Annotated in this window: 14 protein-coding genes and 1 pseudogene; 12 read left to right on the plus strand and 3 right to left on the minus strand. The window is 71.9% G+C overall.

The annotated features are described in order from the left end of the window. Positions 1-205 precede the first annotated feature (205 nt). Together LY71_RS24765 and LY71_RS22310 are read right to left on the minus strand one after the other, a co-directional pair. A pseudogene (locus LY71_RS24765) lies at positions 206-1,270 on the minus strand (tyrosine-type recombinase/integrase); the annotation flags it as partial. Next, on the minus strand, positions 1,270-1,986 hold the full coding sequence (locus tag LY71_RS22310) for a hypothetical protein (protein ID WP_106281960.1): 717 nt from the start codon (positions 1,984-1,986) through the stop codon (positions 1,270-1,272). The pseudogene LY71_RS24765 and the gene LY71_RS22310, both read right to left, overlap by 1 nt. Positions 1,987-2,129: 143 nt before the next feature. Between LY71_RS22310 and LY71_RS22315 the strand changes: the two genes are divergently transcribed. From LY71_RS22315 to LY71_RS22365, 12 genes are all read left to right on the plus strand, one after another. Further along, positions 2,130-2,351, plus strand: a complete 222-nt coding sequence (locus LY71_RS22315) for a helix-turn-helix domain-containing protein (RefSeq protein WP_106281962.1) — start codon at positions 2,130-2,132, stop codon at positions 2,349-2,351. A 5-nt stretch (positions 2,352-2,356) separates the two neighbouring features. Beyond that, positions 2,357-2,605 (plus strand): hypothetical protein, encoded by a 249-nt coding sequence (locus LY71_RS22320; RefSeq protein ID WP_211297491.1) that lies wholly within the window; start codon positions 2,357-2,359, stop codon positions 2,603-2,605. 268 nt (positions 2,606-2,873) lie between these two features. Beyond that, positions 2,874-3,305: a hypothetical protein gene (locus LY71_RS23650; protein ID WP_170121444.1), complete on the plus strand. Its 432-nt coding sequence runs from the start codon at positions 2,874-2,876 to the stop codon at positions 3,303-3,305. Then, the gene (locus tag LY71_RS23655) at positions 3,302-3,547 is read left to right on the plus strand and encodes a hypothetical protein (protein WP_170121445.1); all 246 of its coding nucleotides are present in this window, start codon (positions 3,302-3,304) and stop codon (positions 3,545-3,547) included. The genes LY71_RS23650 and LY71_RS23655 overlap by 4 nt, the downstream gene beginning before the upstream one ends. Next, complete coding sequence (locus LY71_RS22330) at positions 3,544-4,752, plus strand: AAA family ATPase (RefSeq protein ID WP_170121446.1); 1,209 nt, start codon at positions 3,544-3,546, stop codon at positions 4,750-4,752. Before LY71_RS23655 ends, LY71_RS22330 begins: the two co-directional genes overlap by 4 nt. A 673-nt stretch (positions 4,753-5,425) precedes the next feature. Beyond that, positions 5,426-5,773, plus strand: a complete 348-nt coding sequence (locus tag LY71_RS22335; protein ID WP_106281972.1) for a hypothetical protein — start codon at positions 5,426-5,428, stop codon at positions 5,771-5,773. 122 nt (positions 5,774-5,895) lie between these two features. Beyond that, on the plus strand, positions 5,896-10,161 hold the full coding sequence (gene pglW, locus LY71_RS22340) for a BREX system serine/threonine kinase PglW (protein WP_170121447.1): 4,266 nt from the start codon (positions 5,896-5,898) through the stop codon (positions 10,159-10,161). A 139-nt stretch (positions 10,162-10,300) separates the two neighbouring features. After that, positions 10,301-13,852, plus strand: a complete 3,552-nt coding sequence (pglX, locus tag LY71_RS22345; protein ID WP_106281976.1) for a BREX-2 system adenine-specific DNA-methyltransferase PglX — start codon at positions 10,301-10,303, stop codon at positions 13,850-13,852. A gap of 79 nt (positions 13,853-13,931) precedes the next feature. After that, positions 13,932-17,654 (plus strand): BREX-2 system ATPase PglY family protein, encoded by a 3,723-nt coding sequence (locus LY71_RS22350; RefSeq protein ID WP_106281978.1) that lies wholly within the window; start codon positions 13,932-13,934, stop codon positions 17,652-17,654. After that, positions 17,651-20,428, plus strand: coding sequence for a BREX-2 system phosphatase PglZ (pglZ, locus tag LY71_RS22355; protein WP_170121448.1), 2,778 nt, complete (start codon positions 17,651-17,653; stop codon positions 20,426-20,428). The genes LY71_RS22350 and pglZ overlap by 4 nt, the downstream gene beginning before the upstream one ends. Beyond that, complete coding sequence (gene brxD / locus LY71_RS22360) at positions 20,425-21,765, plus strand: BREX system ATP-binding protein BrxD (RefSeq protein ID WP_106281982.1); 1,341 nt, start codon at positions 20,425-20,427, stop codon at positions 21,763-21,765. The genes pglZ and brxD overlap by 4 nt, the downstream gene beginning before the upstream one ends. Further along, positions 21,762-23,873: a DEAD/DEAH box helicase gene (locus tag LY71_RS22365; protein WP_106281984.1), complete on the plus strand. Its 2,112-nt coding sequence runs from the start codon at positions 21,762-21,764 to the stop codon at positions 23,871-23,873. Before brxD ends, LY71_RS22365 begins: the two co-directional genes overlap by 4 nt. A gap of 99 nt (positions 23,874-23,972) precedes the next feature. Here the strand turns inward: LY71_RS22365 and LY71_RS22370 are convergent, their stop codons facing one another. Further along, positions 23,973-24,809 carry a hypothetical protein gene (locus LY71_RS22370; RefSeq protein WP_146146215.1) on the minus strand — a complete coding sequence of 279 codons (837 nt, stop codon included), beginning with the start codon at positions 24,807-24,809 and terminating at the stop codon, positions 23,973-23,975. Positions 24,810-25,669 lie beyond the last annotated feature (860 nt).

A 25,669-nucleotide genomic window follows, 5' to 3' on the forward strand; every position in this document is an offset into this window, starting at 1 on the left:
CAGGTTTTCCTATCGGGTCGGCCTGGGTGGCAGCACCGGCAGCAGCGGTGGTCGCAGTGTGGTCGCCCGCCGCGGCGGCAGTGCTCTTGAAGGCCTGCTCCAGTGCCGCCGCCATGGCGTCCGACGCGGTGCGCGCGGTGTCCTCGGACAGGTGGCCGTAGGTGTCGACCGTGATGCCGATCGACGAGTGCCGCAGCATCTTCGACACGATCGCCATCGGGACGCCGGCGGCGAGCATCAGCGACGCGGCGCCGTGGCGCAGGTCGTGCAGCCGGACCTGGCGCAGGCCCGCGGCCTTGGCCAGGGCGACGAAGCGGCGGGTGACGTACTCCGGCCGCAGCGGGGCACCGTTCTCCCGGGCGAACACCAGGTCATGCGCCTGGTAGGCGTCGCCCCAGCCCTGCCGATCGAGGTCTTGGCCGAGTCGGACCTGCAGCAGCGCCTGGACGGCGCGCTCGGTCAGCGGCACGGTCGCCTCCGACGACCGGGTCTTGGGCGTCGAGAACTGCAGGCGGCCGCCGACGTCGACCACGGTCTGCCGGATCCGTGCGGTGCGGTTGGTGAGGTCCAGGTCGGACCACCGTAGGCCCAGCGCCTCACCGCGACGGAGACCGCAGGCGGCGATGACCTCGAACAGCGGGCCGAGGCGGTCGGTCTCGGCGTGCCGGAGGAACGCCGCGAGCTCGGCCGCGGACCACGGCTGCACTTCCGGGCGGGCGCCGTTCGGCGGGGTGACGTTGCTCGCGACGTTGAACGGCAGCCGGCGGGTCTTCACGCCGTAGCTGAGCGCCGACCGGAGTGTCGCGTGGATCCGCCGGACGGTTACCGGCCCGCGGCCGTCCGCGGCGTCGACCAGCAGCTGCTCGACGTGCTCGGCACGCAACTTCTCGATCGGGACGTGGCCGATGGCCGGGACGATGACGCGCTCGACGTGCGCCCGGTAGGAGCGGAGCGTCGTCGGCTTGGCCTCGCTGGCCTTCACCTGCAGCCAGCGCGCCAGGAAGGACGCGACGGTCTCGCGATCATCGACGCGAACCCCCTGGGCGGTGCGGTTGGCGACGTCGGCCAGCGCCCGGTTCGCCCCGGCCTTGGTCGGGAAGCCCCCTCGGCGCAAGGTGCTGCGCTTGCCGGCGGTGGTCGGCATGTCCACGGCGAAGTACCAGGTGCCGTGCTTCCCGTCGGTGGCCAGCCGGGGACACGTCTGGCCCAGCTGCTTGCCGGCCTCGTCGCGGCAGGAGCAGCGGCGGTACACCCGGCCGCGGCGGTCCATCACTGTCCCCTGCCCTTCGATCGCTCGCCGGCGGGCAGAAAGCCGCGTCTGCGGGCTTCCTTGACCCAGCCGTGGATGGTGCTGACGGGCACGTCGTTCGCTTCGGCCATCTCCGAGGCGGGTCGAGTGCTCACCGCGTTCAGGTAGCCGTAGGCGCGAGCGACCGCTTCGTAGAACTCGTCCGGTCGTCCCCGCCCCTCGGGCACCTCGACCGTGATCTTCGGCGAGGCGTACGGGTGCGGGTGGGCGAACCACCAGCCGCTGTTCTCGGGACTGTCCCACTCGAACGGCCGCTGAGAGACGTCGGGGCCGGGGAGTCGGTGGATGAGCTTGGCCCGGTAGTCGGGTTGGTTGACAGCGGCCTCGATGCGGGTGAGCGGGATGTCGCGCAGAACGCGCGCGGCCACGCCACCGCCCTTGAACGACACCAGTACCTCGCGAACCTCGATGAAGGCCTGGGGGAGCTCGTCGTTGGGGCGTGCCACGGCGGCGGGTCGGCCGTCGACGGTGGCCGGCTCTGTGTCGATGCCGCGGTCGAGCCCGAAGCGCAGGAAGAGCCAGGAGCCTTCGGCGTCGAACTGCTGGGACCGGTAGACGGCCCACCCGTCGTGTCCGGGCCGGAAGCTTACCCACTCGATCACGACGCCCCTGGGTCCGGTGGTCACAGGCACGACGAACGTGCCCCTGGGTCGGAGCTCGGAGAAGTGGCTGGACACGGGCGTGACGCTAACCGACCCTGGCCGTTCCGTCCACGAGGACACTCCCAGACTCTGAGTGTGTCTCGGTTGACGTAGTGGCCGTTACATGCCCACACTCGTCGGGCAAGGTCTGAGTGTGTTCATCTAGAAGGAGTCCGGCCATGACCCTGGCGGAACAGGTCCGAGCGGCGCAGCTGCCACCCCCCGCGGCGCGGCACAGGATCCGCTCCGAGGCACGCGTCAGCCTCGCCGAGGTCGCTGCGGAGTTGAACGTCTCGGCCGTCACGGTCCAGCGGTGGGAGCGGGGCATCTTCGAACCCCGCCGGGAGAAGGCCATCGCCTACCGGAACCTGCTCGAGGCGCTGCAGCAGGCCACGGGATGAACGGCATGACGCGCACCGAGTTGCTCGCGCTGCCCACCACGGTCGACTTGGTCACCGCTGCACGCGCGCTGTCGATCGGCAGGACGCTCGCCTACCAGCTCGCGCGCGCCGGGAACTTCCCCGTCCCGGTGCTGCGCCTCGGCACGCGCTACCGGGTCGTCACCAGCGGTCTGCTCGCCGTCCTCGGCGTCGAACGAGGGACCGACACCGCCACGGTGAACGCACCGACCTTGCGGCCGGTCCCCGGCCTGTGACGACAGCGCGGCCGGGTCCGCCACAGACCCGGCCGTCGCCACCACCGCCAACTCCACTTCACCTGGAGCCGACTCCCATGACGCTACCGAACCCGGGCCGCCCGGCACCGCAGTCCGAGGGGCCCCTGGACGCCCGGGCGCTCGACGCCCTGCAGTCCGCCGTGAACCACCTTACCGGGACCGGCTACCTCGACAGCGCCTCGGCGGCCGTCCTCGCGCTCGCTGCAGGCCGGCCACGCCGCCGCTCGCGTCGCCTGGTCGTCGTCCGGTGACCCGTCCCCTGCCGCTGCCCCTCCCATGGGCCCTCGACTGGGAACGCCGGCTGATCGCGGTCGTCGGCGACCAGCCGATCCCCGCATACGGCAGCTGTGACTGGCACGCCCTCCCCGAGAACTCGGCCATCCGCGTCGCCGCGTGCGTTCTCGCCGCTGCCGCCTGGCGCACCTACACCGACCCCGCCGAGGTCGCCCGCCGTCTCCGCCTGGAGATCGACGAGGCGCGCGAGCTCGACCGACTCGAACAGGACTTGGACGACTGGACGCCGACGCTCACCCGACAGCAGGCCGCTGCGTACTCGCGCTCCGGGCCCTCCCAGGGCGAGCTCGCCCGACGACGGAAGGACCCCGTGGCTGCGGCCCGCGCCGGCCGGCAGGCCGCGGCCATCGCCGACGCCTTCCCGCTGCAGGAGGGCGCGGCGTGACCTACGGGCCCACCATCCGAGACAGCACCGACGACCGGGCCACCGTCCGCATCGAGGTCGGACGGATCACCTGCTGGCTCTACGGTGCCGACCTCGTCCGCCTGCTTCGGGAGCTCGGTGTCCCCGGCCAGCCTGCATCCGACGAGGCGCTTGTCTGCCCCCTCGACCGTGTCGGAGATGTCCTCGCCGCCCTCGAGTGGCGCCACCGCCGCCCCGTCGAGCTCACGGCGGTCGACCGGTGAGCGCCCCCCGCCTCGTCGCACCCGCAGAGTGGGTGCCGCCACCCCTGCACCCGTCCGGTAAGCAGCCAGTCGGCCCCCGCCGACAGCCCGCCACGACACAGGCCGGACCCGCCCTGCAGTTCCGGTCCTTCGCGCAGCTCGCGGCCGACGCCGACGCCGCCGGACCCCGGCGCTGGCTCATCCGCGGCATCTGGCCCGCCGGTGCCTACGGTGTTCACGCCGCCGAGCCCAAGGCCGGGAAGACCTGGAACGCCCTCGACCTGGCCGTCTCCGTCGCCTCCGGCACGCCTTGGCTCGGACAGCACCCGATCGACACCGTCGGCCCCGTCGTCGTGTTCGCCGGCGAAGGCGGCGACGGCAACGTCGTCCGTCGCGTCCGCGCGATCGCTGCCGACCGCGACATCTCCGCCGACAACCTCGCGATCAGCGTGTGCACCCGTGCACCCCACCTCGCCGACGAGGTGCACCTCAAGGCCATGGCCGACCACCTCGCCCAGGCTCGCCCCGTCCTCGTCGTCCTCGACCCCCTCTACCTCGCCGCCGGCGGGGCGAACGGCGCCGACCTCTACGCCATGGGCCAGCTCCTCGAGCGGCCCCAGCACCTCTGCGAAGCAGCCGGCGCCGCCCTCATCGTCGTCACCCACTTCAACCGCGCCCGCGACCTCAAGGGCGCCGCCCGCATCACCGGCGCCGGCCCCGCCGAGTGGGGCCGCGTGCTCATCTCCGCCGGCGTCGTCTCCCGGCACACCGACCCGACCACCCAGGCCACCACTGTCCTCACCGAGCTCGACGTCCGAGGCGGCGAGGTCCCCGACACCACCGTGCGGCTCCGGCGCACCATCCGCGCGATCGACCCGGACGACCTCGACAGCCCCCTCGAGTACCGCGTCGACGCGCCCGACACCGTTGACCACACCCCGGCAGGCGCCGGCAGCGGCCTCACCCCGGCCGCCGCCAAGCTCCTCGCCGCACTCGACGCACAGGACAAGCCCGTGCCCTTGTCCGTCCTCGTCGACCACGTCGTCGCCACTCACGGCCACCCGCTGAAGCGACCCACCTGCTCCACGGAGCTGAACAAGCTCCGTGCCCGAGGCCTCGCCGACCACACAGGCGCTGGCGCCGGACGCGAGCGGCTCTGGTACCGGGTGCGGCAGGACGTCGCCGCCCCGGGCTATCCCGCCCGACCTGTCAGCACTGTCACCTGACACGTCATCTGACACCCCCTGACAGGGGGTGTCAGCGTCAGCTGACACCTATATACGGGACACCTCCTGCTGACACCCCTCCGCTGACACCTCCCGGCTGCCCGAGTGGCCACCGCGCCGACCGCGGCGGCGCCGGAGGTCTGGATCTCATGGACCTGCTGTACCTCGAGGACGGATCGGAGGGTCGCCGCTCCACTCGGCGACGTCCGGGCGAGTGCGGCGGCACTGCCGCCGGCGCGTGTCAGGTAGTGGTCACTGCAACTTCGATGAGTACGCCGACGGGGCTGGCCTCGCGCCCGGGCGCGTGGGGCGCCCCCGAAACTCCCGAAACATGATCCGCAGTCGCGAGATCCGCGAGATCCGCAACAGTCCTTCGTGCAGGCGCGCGTAGGGGGAAGGCCGAAAGGGCCGGAACTCGGCACGCTTGGGGCTGAGCGGGTATGTGGCGCGGTCGCGTCCGCGTGCTCGACCCTATGCGAGCAGGGGTGCTGACCTCACTGTTCGTCCCGCTGTGTGCCACTGCTTCAGGGCGGGCCGTAGAACGCCGCGGCTCAATCCTGCGGACGGAACCGTCCTGCTGTGTATTACGGCCGTGCCCTGCCGCAACTGAGCGTCGAAGCCTTGTCGACCCGGGATGCCTGATGGGAACGCTGAGGCGACTTACCGTGGCCGGATGCCGACGTCCCCCAGCCGTCGCGTCTTCGGTCGGGCGTTGATGGTTCTGCTCGCTGTCGCGACACTGCTGTTGACTGGCGCCGGCTCTGCGACCGCGCACACCAACCGGGGCGTGGCCGCCAGCGACTACATGCCGGGAGCATCCGCGGACGTCCGTGCCCGTTCCCGGAGTGGAGCTGCAGATGGCGGATTCGGCGACAGTCTGGAGTTGTGCAACCGCTCGGCGGAGACCGTCACCGTCTACGGCTACTCCGATGAGGAGTACCTGCGCATCGGTCCGGACGGCGTGTGGCGTAACGCCAACAGCCCGGCGACCTACATCAACGGCGTCTCGCCCGCGGATTAGCTCTCCGTAGGTGCTCGTCCGACCTGGCCGACGCGCGTGGGCCACGCGGTGCGCTGCCAAGGATTGGGCGCCTGGGAGACTTGCGCGACGCCGCACGGTCGCTCGACGGAGAAGGAGAGGGTGTGCCGCACGCTCCGCGGTGGGTTGAGGTCACCCCGTCGCCCTTCACGCACGAGGCGGAGGGCCTACGAACGGTCCGCGACCTCCTCCCGCAGACCTCCCCTTACCGCGCCTGGTCGAACGTCGAGTTCCGCGACGGCCAGGGCAAGTGGCACGAGGTCGACCTCATCGTCCTCGGCCAGCGCCGGCTGCATCTCGTCGAGCTGAAGTACTACAGCGGCACACTTCGCGGCGACGACCTACGCTGGCTCCGCGACGGCCACCGCGCCGAGGACTCCCCGCTCAAGCTGGCCCGACGCAAGGCGCAGCGGCTGGCCAGCCGGCTCCGCGACGAGCTGGTGCGCTGGGCCGAGGAGCGCGGCGTGCGCCCGGAGGAGGTTCGGCACCTCGTTCCCTGGGTCCAGGAGTCGGTCTTCCTGCACCACCCCGGCCTGCGCTGCGCCTTACCGCGCGCCTCTCAGGTCGACCTCTTCGGTCTCGACGACCGCGAGGCCACCTCTGGACTGCCCGGCATCTCCACCCGGCTGCTGGAACCACCGGCCGGCGGGCAGGCTGTCAGCCGAGAGCTGGAAGGCCTGCTGGTCGACCTCATGGGTCGCATCGGACTGGTCCAGCGCCGTCAGCGCGAGCTTGGCTCCTGGGTCATCGACGACGAGCCGCTCGGGGAGGGCGAGGGCTGGCAGGACTGGTCGGCCACCCACCGGCACATCGGCGCCGACCGCGCCCGCATCCGGGTCCGCGTCGTTCCGCCGGGTGCCGAGCGCGCCGAGCGCGATCGGATCCGCAAGGTCGTCGAGCACGAGTACCGGGTCATGACCCGGCTCGCCCACGACGGGCTGCTGCGCCCGCGGGACCTTCTCGACGACGAGCTGGGCATCGGCCTGGTCTACCCCTACGACGAGGACTTCCAGCGGCTGGACCTGTGGCAGGCCGAGCGACCGCAGGGCGTCTCACTGGTCGACCAGCTGAACCTCGTCCGCCAGGTCGCCGAGGCGGTCGGCTACGCCCACCGCCACCGGGTCGTTCACCGCGGCCTGACGCCGTTCGCCGTCTCGGTCAAGACGACCCGAGACGCCGGCCTGCAGGTTCTCGTCGGTGACTGGCAGAGCTCCGGCTCCGTGTCGGGGGAGGCCCTCACCGGGATGGCCACCAGCGGGGTCACCGCCCTGGCGGCCACCGAGGTCCGCGACCGGCTCGGCGCCATCCTGCAGCCGGCCGGCGTCGATGCCGACCGGCGGACGGCGGAGGCGTTCCAGGCGCCCGAGGGCGTATGGAACCGCGATGCCGACCGGGTGCGCCTGGACGTCTTCGCGCTCGGCGCGCTGACCTACTTCGTCCTGGCCGGGCGCCCGCCGGCGCCGGACCGCGCCGGTCTGCGCGACCGGCTGTTACGCGACCGCGGATTGGACCTCGCCGCGGACCTGCCCCAGGTGTCCTCGGCCCTGCGCACGCTGGTCCTGGAGGCGACCCGACCCGCGGTCAGCGACCGGCTGCCCGACGTCGGGGCCTTCCTCGACCGCCTCGCGCAGGCCGAGCGCGCGCTCACCTCTGGTGACGAGGTCAGCGACCCGCTGGAGGCGAACCCCGGCGACGTCGTCGGTGACCGCTGGCAGCTCGAGCGCCGCCTCGGCGCCGGGTCCACCGCCGTCGGCCTGCTCGTCTCCGACCTCACGGCCGGCTCGGGGCCGGAGGCTCGCCGGGTGCTCAAGGTCGGCATCAACGATGCCGCGGTGGCACGGCTGGACGCCGAGGCCGACGTTCTCCGGTCGCTCGACCACCCGCGGATCGTGAGGCTGGCCGAGGGACCCGTCCAGCTGGGCACCCGCCGCGCCCTCGTGCTTCACCCGGCCGGCGACCAGACCCTCGCCGAGGTCCTCTACGGGCGGCCCCGGCTCTCCCTGGACCTGCTCGAGCGGTGGGGCGCCGACCTGCTGCAGGCCCTTACCGTGCTGGACCGCGCCGGGATCGATCACCGCGACATCAAGCCGGCCAACCTCGGCGTCCGTGAGGAGCGCGGAGAGCGCGGGGACCGCGCCAAGCACCTGGTCCTCTTCGATTTCTCCCTGGCGCGGGCGGGTGCGACGGCGGTCAACGCCGGGACGCCGCCCTACCTGGACCCGTTCCTGGAGAGCCCCGGACGCGGCCGGTACGACTCGGCGGCCGAGCGGTACTCCGCCGCCGTCGTCCTCTTCGAGATGGCTACGGGGGCGACGCCGGTGTTCGGCGACGGCCTCAGCGACCCGGCCGCCGTACCCGACGAGGCCGCGGTCCACGAGGCGCTGTTCGACCCCGCCGTGGCCCCGGCTCTCGTCGACTTCTTCCGAACCGCGCTGGCCCGGAAGGCCACCCAGCGGCACCACACCGCCGCCGACATGCTCAGCGCCTGGACGTCGGTGTTCGTCCCGCTGCCCATGTCGGTTCCGGACGATGCTGAGGCCCGCGTGGAGGCCGCCCAGCCGTCGACGCCGCTGGCCGAGGCGGGCCTGTCCGCCCGAGCCCTCTCCGCACTCGAACCGTTCGGGGTCAGCACCGTCGGTGACCTGGTGGCCCTCGACCCCGTCCGGCTCAACCGGCTTTCCGGCGTGGCCGAGCCGACGCGCCGGGAGGTCAAGCAGCGGGCCAAGCAATGGCGCGACCGCTTCGGCTCGGTCGTTACTGGGCGCAGCCGCTTGGCACCGGCTGCCGACGCCGGCACGTCCCCGACGCCGACGCGAGCGGCGCAGCTGCTGCTCGACGCGGTCGGGTCGGCTCGCGCCCAGAGCCGCCGGAAGGCCGCCGGGCTGATGCTCGGGCTCGAACGGGGCCTGGACGCCTTCGCGACCCAGGATGAGGTGGCAGCGGCCCTCGGCTTCACGCGGGCACGTGCCGCGCAGATGGTCTCGGAGATGCAGGATGCTTGGGCGGCGAATCCGGCCACCTGCGCCGTCCTGCAGGACGTCGGGGCGGTCGCGACCCGGGCCCTGGCCGACCTCGGCGGCGTCGGGACCGTCGAGGAGCTCGCCGGTGCCGTCCTGGCCGCGCTCCCGGCTGGGGACGCGGACGGCGTGTTCCCAGAGCGCCTGGCCGCCGGCCTGCTCCGGGCCGCGCTCGACCGGTTGGACGCGCTGCAGCGAGCCGACGCCGACGAGGCAGGGCTGACCAAGCGCCGCCGGCAGGGCCGGGTCCTGGCCGTGGCGACGGAGGCCGAGCTGCTCGACCTCGCCGACGCGCTCGGCCGGCGCGCCGACGAGCTGGTGTTCGAGGCTCGATCCGCGGCAGAGCCGGTCGTGGCCCGGGGGCGGGCCGTCGGTGCGCTTCGGGAGATGGCTGACCAAGCCGGCGACGTCCGGACGGCGCCGGCGGACGAGCGGCTGCTCCGGTTGGCCGCTGCCTTCTCGCAGGCCGCCGCCATCTCCGGCCGCGGGGAGCTGCACGCCCGCGACCTCGAGCCGGTTCCCGCCCTCCAGCTGGCCCTCGCCGGGGTGGGGGGAGGGCAGGAGATCGCCGCGCAGGAGATCCGGGACCGGGTGCGCGCCCGCTTCCCGGCCCTGCCACCGTTGCCCGATCGCCCCCGGCTGGACGCGCTGATCGACGAGGCGGGCCTGCCGCTGCTCTACGACGAGCAGCTGCGTGCCTTCCGCGCCCCGGTCGTGGCCGCCGACACGACGGGGCTGGAGTCGCGGGTCGTCACGGCTGTCGCTCCATCCGGTGCGCCGCTGTCGGTCTCCGGCGGTCAGCTGGACCGCCGGCTGGCGGAGAGCGCCCGGTCCCGGTCGTTCCTGGCGCTGGGTGTCGAGGCACCCCGGGCGGACCGGGCGGTCGAGGCGCTGGTCAAGCGGCACGGCGCGCACGTCGTTGACCTCACCGGCGTACTCATCGACGAGCTGCACCGGCAGGCCGAAGGGCGCATCCCCTGGCCGGCGGTCGTGGCCGCCGACGCCCGCCCGCTCGGCACCCGGGAGGCGGAGGGACTGGCCCGGCTGGTCGCCCTCGCCCTGCCCGGTGTCGAGCGCGCGATCGAGGACGCGGCTGGGGAGGCGGACGACGCCCGGCCCGTGCTGCTGGTGGAGGCGGCACCGCTGGCCCGCTACGACCAGCTGGCGCTGCTCAGCCGGTGGACTGACCTGGCCGCGCCGCGGCAGCAGGCGATCTGGCTGCTCGTGCCGCAGCTCTCCGGCAACACCGGCGCCATGATCGACGGCCGTCCGCTGCCGCTGGCCGCACCGGGCCAGTTCGTCCGGCTGGACGAGGAGTGGCTGACCCCGCTTACCGCGCCCGCCGGCCGGTGACCGGCTCATCAGATCGGGGCGGGAGGCGCGCCGGAACGTGGTCGTCCGCATATCGCTGGCTAGCCTGCGGGCGGCGCAGGCCGGCACACCAGACCCAGGATCAGTACGACGGCCTCCGCTGGGGGGCGAGGAGTAGTTCATGAGCGCGGGCAAGGCGTTGACGGTGGCGCTGCAGAAGCAGGTCCTGCTTCTGGAGGACGACCTGCGGAGCCGGGTGGAGCAGGATCCGGAGGCTCTGAGCCGGTGGCAGGCGGAGCACCGTCAGGCGATGGCGCATCGGCGGACGGCGGCGTCGTGGCAGGCCTGGCGAGACGACCGGGTCACCCAGGCCGCGGTGGGCTGGGTGCTGACCACGGTGTTCGTGCGGTTCTGCGAGGACAACCGGCTGGTTGAGCCGGTCTGGATCGCCGGGACCGGCGAGCGGCGGCAGCAGGCGCTTGATGCGGAGCTGGAGTTCTACCGGGCTCGCAGCCGCGAGCAGGATGTCACCGCGCGGGACTGGCTGCTTCAGGCGGTCGAGCACCTGGCCTCGCTGCCGGCGACGGAGGCGTTGGTCGACCAGCACGCGGCGCTGCACCTGACGAAGCCCTCCGGCGACGCGGTCACCAAGCTGCTCGAGTTCTGGCGGGCGCGCGGCGAGGACGGCGCGCTGCTCTGGGATCTCACCGACCCGGAGCTGGACACCCGCTTTCTCGGCGACATGTACCAGGACCTCTCCGAGTACGCGAAGGCGACCTATGCGTTGCTACAGACGCCTGACTTCGTCGAGGACTTCATCCTCGATCAGACCTTGGAGCTGGCGCTGAAGGAGCGGCCGCTGCAGGGCTTCAAACTAATCGACCCCACCTGCGGATCGGGCCACTTTCTGCTCGGTGCCTTCGATCGGCTGTTGAACCGCTGGCAGCGAGAAGCACCAGGCACGGAGCGGCAGGCGCTGGTACAGCAGGCTCTGGACGCCATCCATGGCGTGGACATCAACCCGTTTGCGGTCGCCATCGCCCGCTTCCGGCTCACGGTTGCTGCGCTTAAGGCATCCGGGCTTCGGTCACTTGAGAAGGCCCCAGCGTTCCGCTTCCGATTGGCCGCGGGTGACTCGCTATTGCACGGGCCGCAGCGAACGCTACAGGAAGACGAGGACCTTTCCAGGTTTACCTACTCGACAGAAAACCTAGCAGCTCTGCAGGACATTCTGATTGAGGGTCAATACGACACCGTAGTAGGAAATCCCCCGTACATTACGGTGAAGGATAATGAGCTCAACAAGGCTTATCGATCCCTGTACAAGACCTGTCGTGGCACCTATGCAATGACCGCTCCCTTTATTGAGCGATTCTTTCAACTCGCGAAGCGAGGTAGTGCTGGACGAGCGTCAGGCTGGGTTGGGCAAATCACGTCCAACTCGTTCATGAAGCGCGGATTCGGCGTAAATGTGATTGAAAAGTTCCTCGTTCGCAAGGACTTGCGGCTCTTGGTCGACACTTCAGGGGCATATATCCCCGGACATGGAACGCCCACGCTGGTCCTTGTCGGGCGTAACCGTGAGCCTGTGGGCGCGGCTGTCCGTGCGGTCTTGGGCGTTCGCGGCGAGCCGCAGCGCCCTAGTGATCCAAGCAAGGGACTCGTATGGCGCTCGATCGTCGAGCATGTTGAGACCGCAGGTTGGAATGATGACTGGATCACCGTTACGGACCTAGAGCGCAGCCTGCTGGCCTCCCATCCGTGGAGCCTTTCCGGCGGTGGTGCCGTTAACTTGCTAGCCGCCCTACAGGACCCTTCGAGGCGCAAGTTGGCGGACGTAGTAGACGTGGTGGGCTACGCGGCTATAACCGGCGAAGACAGTGCCTATCTGGTGGACGGTGCGACATCCAGGCGGCGTGAGATCGAACGCAGTCGATCCATGGTAATGGGAGACGCGGTCCGGGATCATGTCATAACGACCAGTATGGTAGTTCCTTTTCCGTACGGCGAAGATCTGTCAGCGATGCAGGAGTCCCAGATTCCACGCACACTGAGGTTCCTGTGGCCGAGTCGACGGTACCTGCAGACCCGTCGACGCTTCTCTGTACCCGTCGAAAGTATTCCCGGCTTTCGGTGGTACGAGTTCAGAGAGTTCTATAAGAGTCGCCTTGATCATCCTCTTACGATCACTTTCTCGGAGGTTGCAACCCATAACCACTTCGCCTTGGATCGAGGTGGCAGGTTGTTCAATCAGACGGCCCCGATAATCAAGATCCCTGCAGGGTCTGGTGAAGACGAATCTGTTGGGCTGTTGGGCGTTCTGAACTCTTCTGCTGCCTGCTTCTGGCTCAAGCAGGTCTGTCATGGCAAGGGTAATGGCGGCGTCAATGAAGGGTTCAGGGGTGACGACTGGGAGGAGTTCTTCCAGTTCAATGGTACGAACGTTGCGAACCTACCGTTGCCCAGTGTGCTTCCTATTGCAAGGGGTCGGCGACTTGACGAGCTAGCGCATAGGCTCGCTCATTCCACCCCTATGGCCGCGGCTGCGAGCTCTATCCCTACCGGTCATGCACTGGAGAGGGCGAGAGATATCTCTACTGGCCTCCGCTCCCAGATGGTGGCGCATCAGGAGGAGCTGGATTGGGAGGTCTACCGCCTGTACGGGTTGATTGAGGAGGATCTTACGTACCCCGGCGCTGATCTTCCCGAGCTAGCGTCAGGTGAGCGGGCGTTTGAGATTTCCCTGGGGCGTAGGGTTGCGATGGAAGGTGAAGAGACTACGTGGTTTACCCGGCATGGGTCCACGCCAATTCTTGAGATTGACCCGCGTTGGCCAGCTGCCTACCAGGAACTGGTGCGGCGCCGGGTCGACCTTATCGAACGCGACCCGAACATTCGTTTGTTGGAGCGTCCAGAGAACAAAAGGCGCTGGGCGGCTGACTCGTGGGAGAAGTCGCAGGCCGCAGCACTGCGGGACTGGTTGCTGAACCGGCTGGAGGACCGAAGGTTCTGGCTGGACCGGCAGGGGCGTCCGGCGCCGCGGAGCGTGGCGCAGCTGGCCGATGAGGTCGCCCGGGACGAGGACCTGGTCAGCGTGTTGGCGCTGTGGGAGGGCCGGCCGGACGTCCCCGTGGTCCAGTCGCTGGTCAAGCTGCTGGCCGAGGAGGCGGTGCCGTTTTTGGCCGCCTACCGGTACAAGGACTCTGGCCTGCGCAAGCGCGAGGCCTGGGAGGAGACCTGGGCGCTGCAGCGGCGGGAAGACGCGGGCGAGCACCCGGCGGAGCCGATCCCGGTGCCGCCGAAGTACACCTCCGCCGACTTCCGCAAGAACTCCTACTGGCAGGCCCGCGGCAAGCTCGACGTTCCCAAGGAGCGGTTCATCCTCTACCCCGATGCCGGGCGGGAGACCGACCCGACCCCGCTGCTGGGCTGGGCCGGCTGGGATCATGCCCAGCAGTCGCTAGCACTGTCGGTGATCATTGGCGCCCGGGAGGCCGAGGGCTGGGCGGATGAGCGGCTGGTGCCGCTGGTCGCAGGGCTGGCCGAGCTCCAGCCATGGGTGGAGCAGTGGCACGCCGAGGTCGACCCAGCCTTCGGGGTCAGCCTCGCCGCCTTCTGCCGTGAGCAGCTCACCGCTCGCGCCGGGCAGGTCGGCAGGACCCGCGAGCAGCTCGCCGCTTGGCGGCCAGCTCCTCCGGCCACCCGCGGCCGCAAGCCCCGGGCTCGGTCGTGAGCGGCCGTCCGCACCGGTCTTGGCGCGCCATGCGAACCTCGGCCGGCCGTAACCTCGCGGCCATGCGGGGGTACCACCGATGAGCGTTCTGCTGCGCGACGTCCTGACCATCCCAGAGCGCGCGGGGGCCGAGGACTACGTCCTGCGGCTGACAGACAGCGTCGGCGGCAACCGGGTGGCGCAGACGCTCGCCGAGTACGTGGTCACGGAGTCACTCGCCGACGGCTTCGATCAGGCGCTCGGGCTGGTCGCCGAGGCGATCGGGTCGGGCGTCAGCCGCGGTGCCTTCCTCTCCGGTTCCTTCGGGTCCGGGAAGAGTCACTTTATGGCGGTGCTGTACGCGCTGCTGCGCGGCGAGCCCGCGGCCCGGCAGAAGGTCGAGTTGCAGCCCGTCGTCGCCAAGCATGACCCGGGGCTGCAGGGCAAGAAGGTGCTGCCGCTGGCCTTCCACCTGCTCGGCGCCGAGTCGATGGAGAAGGCGCTCTTCGACGGCTACCTGCGGCAGATCCGCGCCCTGCACCCCGGCGCACCGCTGCCGGCGATCCACCAGTCCGACGCCCTGCTCGCCGACGCCGAGCGGCAGCGCGGCCTGCTCGGCGACGAGCAGTTCTTCGCCGGCCTCAACGGCGGCACCGCCGGCGACGCGGGCGACGACCCGTGGGCCGCCGTTCTCGGCTCGGGCACCTGGAACCGCGAGACCTACGACGCGGCCCGAGCCGCCGCCCCCGGGGAACCCAAGCGGCAGCAGCTCGTCACCGCGCTGGTGAGCACCTACTTCACCAGCTACACCGCCCAGGCGTCCTACGTCGACCTCGACACCGGGCTGAGCGCCATCTCCGGCCACGCCGCGGTTCTCGGCTATGACGCCGTGGTGCTGTTCCTGGACGAGCTGGTGCTTTGGCTGGCCTTCTCCGTGCAGGACCGCGCCTTCTTCCGCCGGGAGTCGCAGAAGCTCACCAAGCTCGTCGAGTCCGCCGTCGGCGGCCGGGAGATCCCGCTGATCTCCTTCGTCGCCCGGCAGATGGACCTACGGCAGTGGTTCGCCGACGCGGGCGCCTCCGGCGCCCAACAGGACGCCCTGGACCAGGCGTTCCGGCACCAGGAGGGCCGGTTCTCCACGATCGTCCTCGGGGACGACAACCTGCCCTACGTGGCGCACCAGCGGCTGCTGCGGCCCCGCGACGAGGCCGCCGACCGGATCCTGCGGGACGCCTTCGGCAACCTCGACCGCCGCGGCGAGGTCTGGGACGTGCTGCTCGACGGGGTCAACACCGACGAGCGGCACCGCGGCGCCGACGAGGCGGCCTTTCGGCTGACCTACCCGTTCTCGCCGGCGCTGGTCTCCACTCTGCGCTCGCTGGCCAGCGTGATGCAGCGGGAGCGGACCGCGCTCAAGGTCATGCAGCAGCTGCTCGTCGACCGGCGGAACGCGCTCACCGTGGACGACGTCATTCCGGTCGGGGACGCCTTCGACTACGTCGTTGAGGGGCGGGAGGTGCTCGACCCCCAGGTCGGCGCGCTGTTCCGGTCGGCGACCGCGCTCTACCGCGACAAGTTGCGACCGATCCTGCTCGCCGAGCACGGCCTCACCGCCGAGCAGGTCGCCGGCGGAACGGACCTGCCGGCTGGCTACCTGGCCGACGACCGGCTGGCCAAGTCGCTGCTGCTGTCGGCGGTGGCGCCCAAGGTGCCGGCGCTCAAGGAGCTCACCGCCTCCCGGCTGGCCAGCCTCAACCACGGTTCGATCGTGTCGCCGCTGCCCGGCGCTGAGGTGCAGATCGTGCTGGCCAAGGTCAAGGAGTGGGCCCGGCGGGTGCCGGAGATCCACGTCAGCCCCGACCCCCGCAATCCGGTCATCCGGGTCCAGCTCTCCGACGTCGACTACGAGTCGATCGTGGAGCGGGCCAAGTCCGAGGACAACGAGGGCCGCCGCCGGGAGCTGCTCAAGGACCTCGTCCGCGACGCCTTCGGGATGCCGGCCCGCGACACCGACGTCTTCGGCGCCCAGGCGCACACCGTGATCTGGCGCGGCTCGCGGCGCGAGGTGGACGTCGTCTTCGGCAACGTCCGCGACGCCGGCTGGCTGACCGAGGACCACTTCCGCGCCCGCCCGCAGACCTGGCGGCTGGTCGTCGACTACCCCTTCGACGAGCACGGCCACTCCGCCGCCGAGGACCTCGCCCGGGTCGACCAGCTGATCGCCGGCGGATTCCAGGCTCGCACCATCGTCTGGCTGCCCCGCTTCCTCTCCGAGGAGCGGCTGCGTGACGTCCGCCGGCTGGTCATCCTCGAGTGGCTGCTCGGCGGTGCGGGGGAGCGGTGGACCTCGCACGCCGACCACCTCTCCGAGGTCGACCGGGTGCAGGCCAAGGCAATCCTCGAGCAGCAGCGCACCGCCCTGCGGGAGGGTCTGCGGCGCTCGGTCCAGGAGGCCTACGGCGCGGCCGCGCCCACGCCCGGCACCCTGCTGGAGGACGCCGCCCACGACCGCGTTCTGATCTCGCTCGACCCCGCGCTGCGGGTCGCCAGCCCGGTCGGGGCCGACCTCGCTGCGGCCTTCGGCAACCTGGTCGACCAGGCGCTGACCTCCCAGTACCCCGGGCATCCGCGGTTCGAGCCGGCTGACGTCGAGATCGGGCCGCGGGAGCTGTCGACGACCTACGGGTACGTGGAGAAGGCCGTCGCCGACCCGGACGGCCGGGTGCTGCTCGAGCGCAGCGACCGGGACGCGGTGCGCCGCGTGGCCAACCCGCTGCAGGTCGGGTCGGCCGGTGAGACGCACTACCTGTTCGGGGACGACCGGTTCGCCGCCTGGGGGCCGGAGTTCGCCCGGGCCATGCCCCGCGACGGCAAGCAGCCCCAGGACCCGGTGACCGTCGGTGACGTGCGCCGCTGGATCGAGGCCATGCGCCCGGCCAACGGCCTGCGCGACGAGGTCGCCGACCTGGTGATCCTCGCCTGGGCCGCGCTGCGGCAGCGGGCCTGGTACGCCCACGGCGCCCCGCTGGTCCCGCCCCCTCGGCCGGGCCAGCTGCGCCCGGAGATGGAGCTGCGGCCCGAACCGCTGCCCACCCCCGAGGAGTGGGAGGTCGCGGTGCGCCGGGCCGCCGCGCTGTTCGGCGTGCCGGCAAGCCCGTTCCTGACCGCCCCCGCCGTGGCCGCCCTCACCGAGCGGGTCCGCAGCATCGCCGGGGACCTCTCCGGCTTCGCCGCGGCGCTGATCCAGCAGCTCGGCGACGCCTACGGGCGGCTCGGGCTGCCCGACAGCAGCGGGAGGCTGGCCACCGCGCGCGAGGCCGACTCGCTGCTCGCCCAGCTGCGCGGCAGCGGCGACCGGGTGCGGCTGGTGCAGGTGCTGGCCGGTTTCGGCGACTCGGCCCGGGATGCGGCGCTTTCTCGCTCGTTGTCCTCCGCGCCCAGCATCGCCGGGGCCCTGTCCCAGTACCGCTGGACCTTGCTGCAGCCCCTGCTCGATGCCGAGGCCACTGATCCCAGCGCCACCACGGCGCTGCGCGGGCTGCGGGAGGCGCTGGGCCACGACGAGATCGTGTCGGGCCTGCAGCCGGTACTGCGGGCCGCCGAGGAGGCGGCCGTCACCTGGCTGGCTCGGCACCGGCCGCAGCCGGTCCCCGTTCCGGACCCGCCGCGCCGGCCAGACGACGTGCCGCTGCCCGTGCCCAACGCTCGCCGGGTGACCCGGGCCAAGGGTGAGTCTCCGCAACCGGTGCTCGACGAGCTCAGCGCCTTCCTCGCCGAGCACCCCGATGAGCGGGTCGTCGTGGAGTGGCGGGTGGAGGGGTGACGGCCGGCGCGCCGAGCGTCGCCACGGTGCCGGTCGTCCGCGCCCTGCTCGACGAGGCGCGGCGGAAGAACTACACCGCCGGCGCGCTGGGCATCCGCGCCCGGCCCGAGTGGCCGGGCGCGGGAACCTTCGAGCACCAGGGGGTGCCGGTCACCGTCGTCCCGTGCGTCTCCACCCTCGCCGTCCGCGAGGCGCTCCGGCAGCGCGGCCCGGACCGGTGGCTGGTCATCCTCACCGACCGGGACGACGGCGACCTGGGCGCCGGCGTCCGCAGCCACCTGATCTGGCACCGGCTGCGCACCCCCGACCCGTGGGACGCCGTGCAGGGCCGCTTCGCCGCCACCGCGCTCGACCCGGCCCTGCCCACCGTTCCCGGCCACCGCGAGTTGGCCCTCGGCCTGCTGGCCTGCACCCCGGCCGACGGCGGCTGGCCGCCCGCCCCCGGCGGTGTGCTCACCCGCGACCACGCCCTCGGTTCGGTCGCCCGCCGGCACCTCGGGCTGCCGGCCGAGGAACTCACCGCCGACGCCGTCCTGCGCTGGACGGCGGCCCCGCACACCTCCGGGCTGATCGCCGACCTGCGCACCCTCGCCGGTGACGCGCTCACCGACGCGGTGCTCGACTGGATCGCCGGGCACCTCGGTGCGGCCGCTGCCCCGGTGCGTCAGTTGCTGCGCCGCGGCCAGGGTGGGGACGCCGTTCCCCTGGGCGTCGTGCTCGACACGCTGCTGCAGGCCCGGGCCGGGCAACGGGCCGATGACGTCGTCCTCGCCCGTGAGGCGCTGGTGCGGCTGGAGCCGCGGACCGGCGGCGCGGGTGTGCCGCCGACCGCGCTGGACGCCTGGGCCACGCAGGCCGGCGGGCTGGTGCGCCGCCAGCTCGAGAGCCGCGCCGAAGCCGCCGCCGCCGAGCGGCTGCTGGCCGAGGCCGACCTGCTGCTGGCCGAGGCACGGGCCACCGCGCTGGCCGAGTGCTCCGCGCTGCTGCCGGCCGCGCTGCCCGCCCGGCTCGCTCGCCTGGCCGCCGCGCTGCGCAGCGCCGTCGCCTCCTCTCCGGCCGAAACCGTCGACCGGCCAGCCGTGTCGGCGAGCCGGCTCGACGACGTCGAGGCAGCCTGGCACGCCGTGCAGGACCACGCCCTCGCCCCCGGCGACCCCCGGGTGACCGCCTTCCGCGCCGCCGTGCGACTGGCCCGCTGGCTGGCCCTTGACAGCACCGCGGCCGAGAGCACGCTGCCCGCGCTGCACCGCCGGCACCTCGACGTGGACGCCTGGGTCGACTCCGCCGTCAACGACGCCGCCGCCGGTGTCGGCGAGCCTGAGCTCGGTGCCGCCCTGGCCGCGGTGCTCGCTGCCGTGCAGCAGCGCCGCAACCGGCACGACGAGCAATTCGCCGCCGCGCTGGCCGACCACACCCGCAGCGACCGGCCGGGCAGCCCCGCCATGCTGCTGCTCGAAGAGTTGCTGCCCGAGGTCGTCCTGCCGCTCGCCCGTCGCACGCCGGTCCTGCTGCTGGTGCTCGACGGGATGAGCGCCGCGGTCGGCACCGAGGTGCTCGCCGACATCGTCGCGCGCTCCCCGGGCAACTGGACCGAGGCCCTGCCCGAGGGACAACCCCGCAGGATCGGTGCCGTCTCGGTGCTGCCGAGCATCACCGAGGTCAGCCGCGCCTCCCTGCTCAGCGGGGAGCTGACCGTCGGCGGGCAGGACGTCGAGCAGCGCGGCTACGCGGCGCTCGCCCGAGCGCACCGGCTGCCCGGCGCCCAGCTGTTCCACAAGAAGCCGCTGGACAGCACGGCCATGGGGTTTGCGGTCGCCGGCGACGTCGGCGCGGCCATCGACGACCAGTCCGGGCGACCGCTGGTCACCTGCGTGCTCAATACCATTGACGACGCACTCGACCGCTCCGACCCCGCCGGCACCGAGTGGACCGCCGAGGCCATCAAGCACCTGCGGCCGCTGCTGGAGCGAGCGCGGCTCGCCGGCCGCGTCGTCGTCCTCACCTCCGACCACGGGCACGTGGTCGAGCGGCGGCAGGGCACCCAGCGCAGCGCCCCCGCGTTGTCCAGCGCCCGGTCCCGCCCCGACGGCCCGGTCGGGGATGGTGAGCTGCTGGTCACCGGCCGACGGGTGCTCAAGCACGACGGCCGCGCCGTGCTCGCGGTCGACGAGCGGCTGCGCTACGGGCCGCTGAAGGCCGGCTACCACGGCGGCGCGGCACCGGCCGAGATCGTCGTGCCGGTGCACGTTCTCGTCGCCGGCAGCCAGACCGCCGGAACATCCCTGGTGCCGGCCCGCCCGCAGGAACCGGAGTGGTGGGTCGGCCCGGTGGCGGGGCCGCCGGCCGCCCCGGCGGTTCCATCGGCGCCTGCCCCCCGGCCGCGCAAGACCGCCGCGCCGAGCTCCCTGCTGACGCTCTTCGACGATCTCGAACCCGAGCCGGCGCCGGCGCCGGCCGCCGACTCCCTCGGTGCGGTCACGGTCGCCTCGGCCACCTACGCCGACCAGCGACGGCTGGCCGGCCGGGTGACCGTGACCGATCAGCAGGTGCGGCAGCTGCTCGACGCGCTGGCCGCCGCGCCGGACCGGCGGCTGCCCGCATCCGCGGCCGCTCGGGCGCTCGACGTCGCACCGGCCGCCCTCCGCGGCGCGGTACTGCACGCCCAGCGGCTGCTCAACGTGGAGGGATACGCGGTGCTCGGCGTCGATGTCGACGGCTCGACGGTCCGGCTCGACGAGCCGCTCCTACGCGAGCAGTTCGAGCTGCGCGCATGAGCACCGACGTCTCGCCGCGCCGCCGGCGCGAGGTCATCGATGCGCTGCGCCGCGGCACCGTGCCGGCCGCCGGACTCGACCTGCTCGCCGTCGGGCTGGAGCGATTCGTGCCCGCGTTCGACGCCGACCTCGACGCGGTGGCGGCCGGCGGATCGGCGTTCAAGGCCATCCGCGGTGAGTACGGGGCGGGCAAGACCTTCGTCACTCGCTTCCTGGCCGAGCGGGCGCTGCGCCGGGGCATGGCGACTGCCGAGGTGCAGATCTCGGAGACCGAGACCCCGCTGCACAAGCTGGAGACGGTCTACCGCCGGGTGGGGGAATCGCTGCGGACGGCTAGCTTCCCGCCCAGCGCGCTGCGCCCGGTGCTGGACTCCTGGCTTTACACGCTGGAGTCCGACGCCGCATCCCTCAACCCGTCCCTGGCCGCCGGCTCGGCCGTCCTGGACGAGGCCGTGCTCACTCTGCTCGAGCAGCGGCTGGCCGCCGTCTCGGCGCGGACCCCGGCGTTCGCCCAGGCGCTGCGTGCCTACCGCAGTGCCGTCGTCGCCGGCGACCTCACCGCCGCGGATGCACTCGGCGGCTGGCTCGGCGGGCAGCCGCACGTCGCCGGCGCCGCCAAGCGTGCTGCCGGCATCCGCGGAGAGTTGGACCACTTCGGCGCCATGGGCTTTCTGCAGGGCCTGCTGACCGTGCTGCGCGACGCCGGGCACCCCGGGCTGCTGCTGGTCCTCGACGAGGTGGAGACGCTGCAGCGGGTACGCGGCGATGTCCGGGACAAGGCACTCAACGCGCTGAGGCAGCTCGTCGACGAGGTCGACTCCGGCCGCTTCCCGGGGCTGTTCCTCGTGATCACCGGCACACCGGCCTTTTACGACGGGCCCAGCGGCGTGCCCCGCCTGGCACCGCTCGCCCAGCGATTGGCCACCGACTTCTCCACCGACGCCCGCTTCGACAACCCCCGCGCCGTGCAGCTGCGGCTACCCGGGTTCGACCTGGCCGCGCTGACCGCGCTCGGCGCCAAGGTGCGGGACCTGTTCGCCGGCGGGGCCGGCGATCCGGACCGCCTCACGCGCGCGGTCGATGACGGCTATCTGGGGGACCTGGCCGGCGCGGTGAGCGGATCGCTGGGTGGGCGGGTCGGGGTTGCGCCGCGGGTCTTCCTCAAGAAGCTGGTCGGGGACGTCCTCGACCGGGTCGACCTGTACGAGGACTTTAATCCTCGACGGGATTACGCGCTGATCATGAGCGCCACCGAGCTGACCGACGTCGAGCGGGAGAGCGCGTCGCTCAGCGTCGCCCCGGCCGCCCGTGCCGACGACGTCCAGCTCGACCTGTGACCGCGCAGCTGCTGGACCCCGTCGTCCAGCACCACATCGTCAACTCCCTCGGCTGGCCCGCGCTGCGGCCGCTGCAAGAGGCGTCCGTCGAACCGGTGCTGCGGGGCAACGACGCGCTGCTGCTCGCGCCGACTGCGGGGGGCAAGACCGAGGCGGCCGTCTTTCCGCTGCTCTCCCGGATGACGCAGGAGAACTGGCGCGGGCTGACGGTTCTCTACGTCTGCCCGCTACGCGCGCTGCTCAACAACCTGGAGCCGCGGCTGGCCGGGTACACATCCTGGCTGGGCCGGCGGGTCGGCCTCTGGCACGGAGATACCTCGGACTCGGTGCGCCGCCGGCTGCTCGTCGACCGGCCGGACATCCTTCTGACCACGCCGGAATCGCTGGAGTCGATGCTGGTCTCGACCCGCGTGACCCCGTCGCAGATGTTCGGTGATCTTCGTGCGGTTGTCGTCGACGAGGTGCACGCCTTCGCCGGCGACGACCGCGGCTGGCACCTGCTCGCCGTCCTGGAGCGGCTGGCGGAGGTCGCCGGCCGGCCGGTGCAACGCATCGGGTTGTCGGCGACGGTGGGGAACCAGGAGGCGCTGCTGAACTGGCTGCAGGGCCCGGCCCGGACCGTCCGCACGGCGACCGTGGTGTCCCCTCCGGCCACAGCCGGACCACCCCCCGAGCTGGAGCTGGACTACGTCGCCAGCGTGCCCAACGCCGCCACGGTCATCTCGGCACTGCACCGCGGCGAGAAGCGGCTGGTGTTCGCCGACTCCCGGCGCACCGTGGAGGCACTGGCCGTCGCGCTGCGCGCACGGGGGACGACGACGTTCGTCTCCCACTCGTCGCTGTCCCGGGACGAGCGGCGGCAGGCCGAGCGCGCGTTCGCCGAGGCGCGCGACTGCGTGATCGTGTCGACCTCGACGCTGGAGCTGGGCATCGACGTCGGCGACCTGGACCGGGTGCTGCAGGTCGGCGCGCCCAGGACGGTTGCCTCGCTGCTGCAGCGGCTCGGCCGCACCGGTCGCCGTCCCGGGACGACGCGCAGCATGTTGTTCCTGGCCACCGAGGACGACCAGTTGCTGCAGGCGGCCGGGCTGCTGCAGCTGTGGTCGGAGGGCTTCGTCGAGCCGGTGGTGCCGCCGCCGGCGCCCCGGCACCTGGTGGGGCAGCAGCTGCTGGCGCTGTGCCTGCAGAAGGGGCGCGTGGGCGGATCGACTTGGACGCAGAGCCTCTCCGGGCTGGAACTGGCCACCGCGGAGGAGGCCGCGCGGATCAGCGAGTGGATGCTTGAGACCGGGCACCTGGACTCCGACTCGGGGATGCTCTTTGTCGGACCGGAGACCGAGCGGCGGTACGGCTACCGGCACTTTCTGGAACTGCTGTCGGCGTTCACCGCCGACCCCGAGTTCACCGTGCTGCACGGCCGGGTCGAGGTCGGGACCGTCGACCCGCTTGTGATGACTCGAAAGGTCGAGGGACCTCGCGTTCTCGTGCTCGGCGGGCGGCCGTGGAAGGTGACGTTCATCGACTGGAAGCGGCGGCGGACGTTCGTCGAGCCGACGGACCTGCCCGGGAACTCGAAGTGGTCGGGCCTGGGGCAGCCGCTGTCGTTCGCGCTGACCGACGCCATGCGTCGGGTGGCGCTCGGCGCGGACATGCCCGGGGTGTCGCTGACCCGCCGCGCTACCGAACGGCTGGCCGTGGTGCGTGAGGACATCGAGCCGACGGTGTCCACGGACACCAGCCTGGTGCTGCAGCACGACAGCGGCCTGGTGCGCTGGTGGACGTGGGCCGGTGGCCGGGCGAACGGCGTCCTGGCCGCGGCACTGTCTGCTGTGGCTCCCGGGCTGGTCGACGAGCTCGAGCGTTACGACAACCGGTACGTGAAGCTGCGCGGCGACGCGACCGCCGGCGCGGTACGCGAGGCCGTCGCCGAGGCGCGGAAGCGGTTCAGCGACGACCTGGCGGGCGTCGAGCCGAGCGTGTCGGACGAGTCACTGAAGCAGCTTAAGTTCGCCGACCTACTGCCGACTGATCTCGCCACCTCGACGCTCGGTCGGCGTGCCAGCGATCATGACGGCGCAGCGAAGGTCTTGCGTCGCCCGGTGGCCTGACGCAGGGCCAAGTGCGACAGCTTGCCAGGTCGCCGGCCGCGTCCTCGGGTCTAGGTCGGCACAGCAAGGCCAGCACGTTGTCGATGTTGCCCGCTGGAGCTACGCCTCCGTCGCGGGGGCAGGGAACGCCGGCGGCAACGTCCTCAGGTGCTCCATGAGCCGGCCTGACCCCGCCCGCAGGCTGGCATAGGTGAGGCCCCCGGACACGATGCCACCGACCAGAGGCACGACCTTGGTCACCGTCCTGGCGAAGATCTGCTTGTTGATCTGTACGCCGACCCGCTTCAGCGTCTGCTTGACCAGTGGGTAGTAGGCGGTCTGCGTGAGCGCCTTGCCCGCCAGCTGCTTCTGCAGCGCGGGGCGGGCGACGTTGTTGGCGAAGCCGGTCAGGGCCGTGCTGGCACCGGCGACACCCAGCATCACCCCCAGGAACGCGCCCAGTTCACCCAGCGTCTCGTCGTCCACCTCGTGGCAGTCATCGAGGAACGACTGCCACCCGTAGAGGTAGGCGAGCTTCTGCATGACGCGGAACGCGTGGACGTAGTACTGGGCGATGTCGGCCGGCACGGTGCCGACGAGGGCGAAGCCTCCGGGCAGTCCCGCGGCGAACGCCATCGTCGCGGATTTCTTCGTCTCGAAGGCGATCGAGTGGCGGGCTACGTCGTCGAGGACTTCGGCTGCCACGCCTGCAGCGGCGGGGCGGTCGGCGACGGCTCGCGCGATGACGTCCTCCGCCACGCGCCTCCTCCGCAGCTCGGCGGTGAGGAAGTGCTCCCGGTCGATGCGTACGCCGCGCAGGCGCAGGAGCTTGCCCATGAAGGCCAGGGCGAAAGCCTCCCCATCGTCGTCCTGCGCACGAATTGTCGCGCCGATCCCGCCAGCCGCCGGGACGAGTTCATCCGGATCCCCACCTGGGCGGACGATCTCCGCGCTCACGCCCCCGCTGTCCCCGCTCACTCGCGCCATCCCTTCCGATGCGGCCCGCTGACGGACCTCCGGTTCGGACGCCAGTATCAGGACCGTGTCACCAACCGCGTTCCCGCCACTCCGGAGAGTGCAGGCCTTCCCCGGCAAGGAGGCTGTCCCGGGCGCAGCTGGGGTGGCACCGACGCTGATTCGGGCGGCGCGCCGAGCAACCGCTGGTTCGCGGCGTCGCCACGGCGCGTGACGTCGCCGACGGCCTTGCGGACGGTGTCGGCGGTCGGCTGGGCGAAGATGGTCCATGTCGTGGAGGCGTCCCCCTGCATCACCCAGCCGGCGAGGGTGGGGCCGCATCCCGTGACGTGGGCTCAGTGATCCCGACAACCTGTGCTGGCGCTGACCGGGTGTGTGCAGGGCGGCCGTGTCCACCTGCTCGTTCGGCGAGAGGCCTTCGACCTGCTTCGATTGACACGTTGACTGCGGTGTCATCAGACCGTCCGCGGGTCTCGTCCTCGATGGTGGGGAGAACTTAGGTTCCGCTGGCGTGGGGTGCTTGCGTGAAGCGGCCCTTATGTGACGGTCAGCGAGACCATGTCAACGCTTCTCGCACCGGTGTGGTCACGGTCGAAGCCGTCGAGGGAGGCGCAGTGGCGAGGTCGATCGAGGACTGGTTCGCGGATCATGAGCGTGAGCCGAGCGGTTCCTCAGAGGACGAGTTTGTCGAAGCCCAGCAGCCTTGGGACGTCCAGTCGGCGGGCGTGGTCACGACCCGATCGGCGCGTCGTGAGGTCGGCGTCCCCAACAGTCCAAAGTCGCGGCGGGGATCGTCCTCAGCGCGTGGAAAGAGGAAGCAGGCAGCGCAAGGGTATGGAGGA

This window comes from Geodermatophilus tzadiensis, assembly GCF_003002915.1.
GTDB lineage: Bacteria > Actinomycetota > Actinomycetes > Mycobacteriales > Geodermatophilaceae > Geodermatophilus > Geodermatophilus tzadiensis.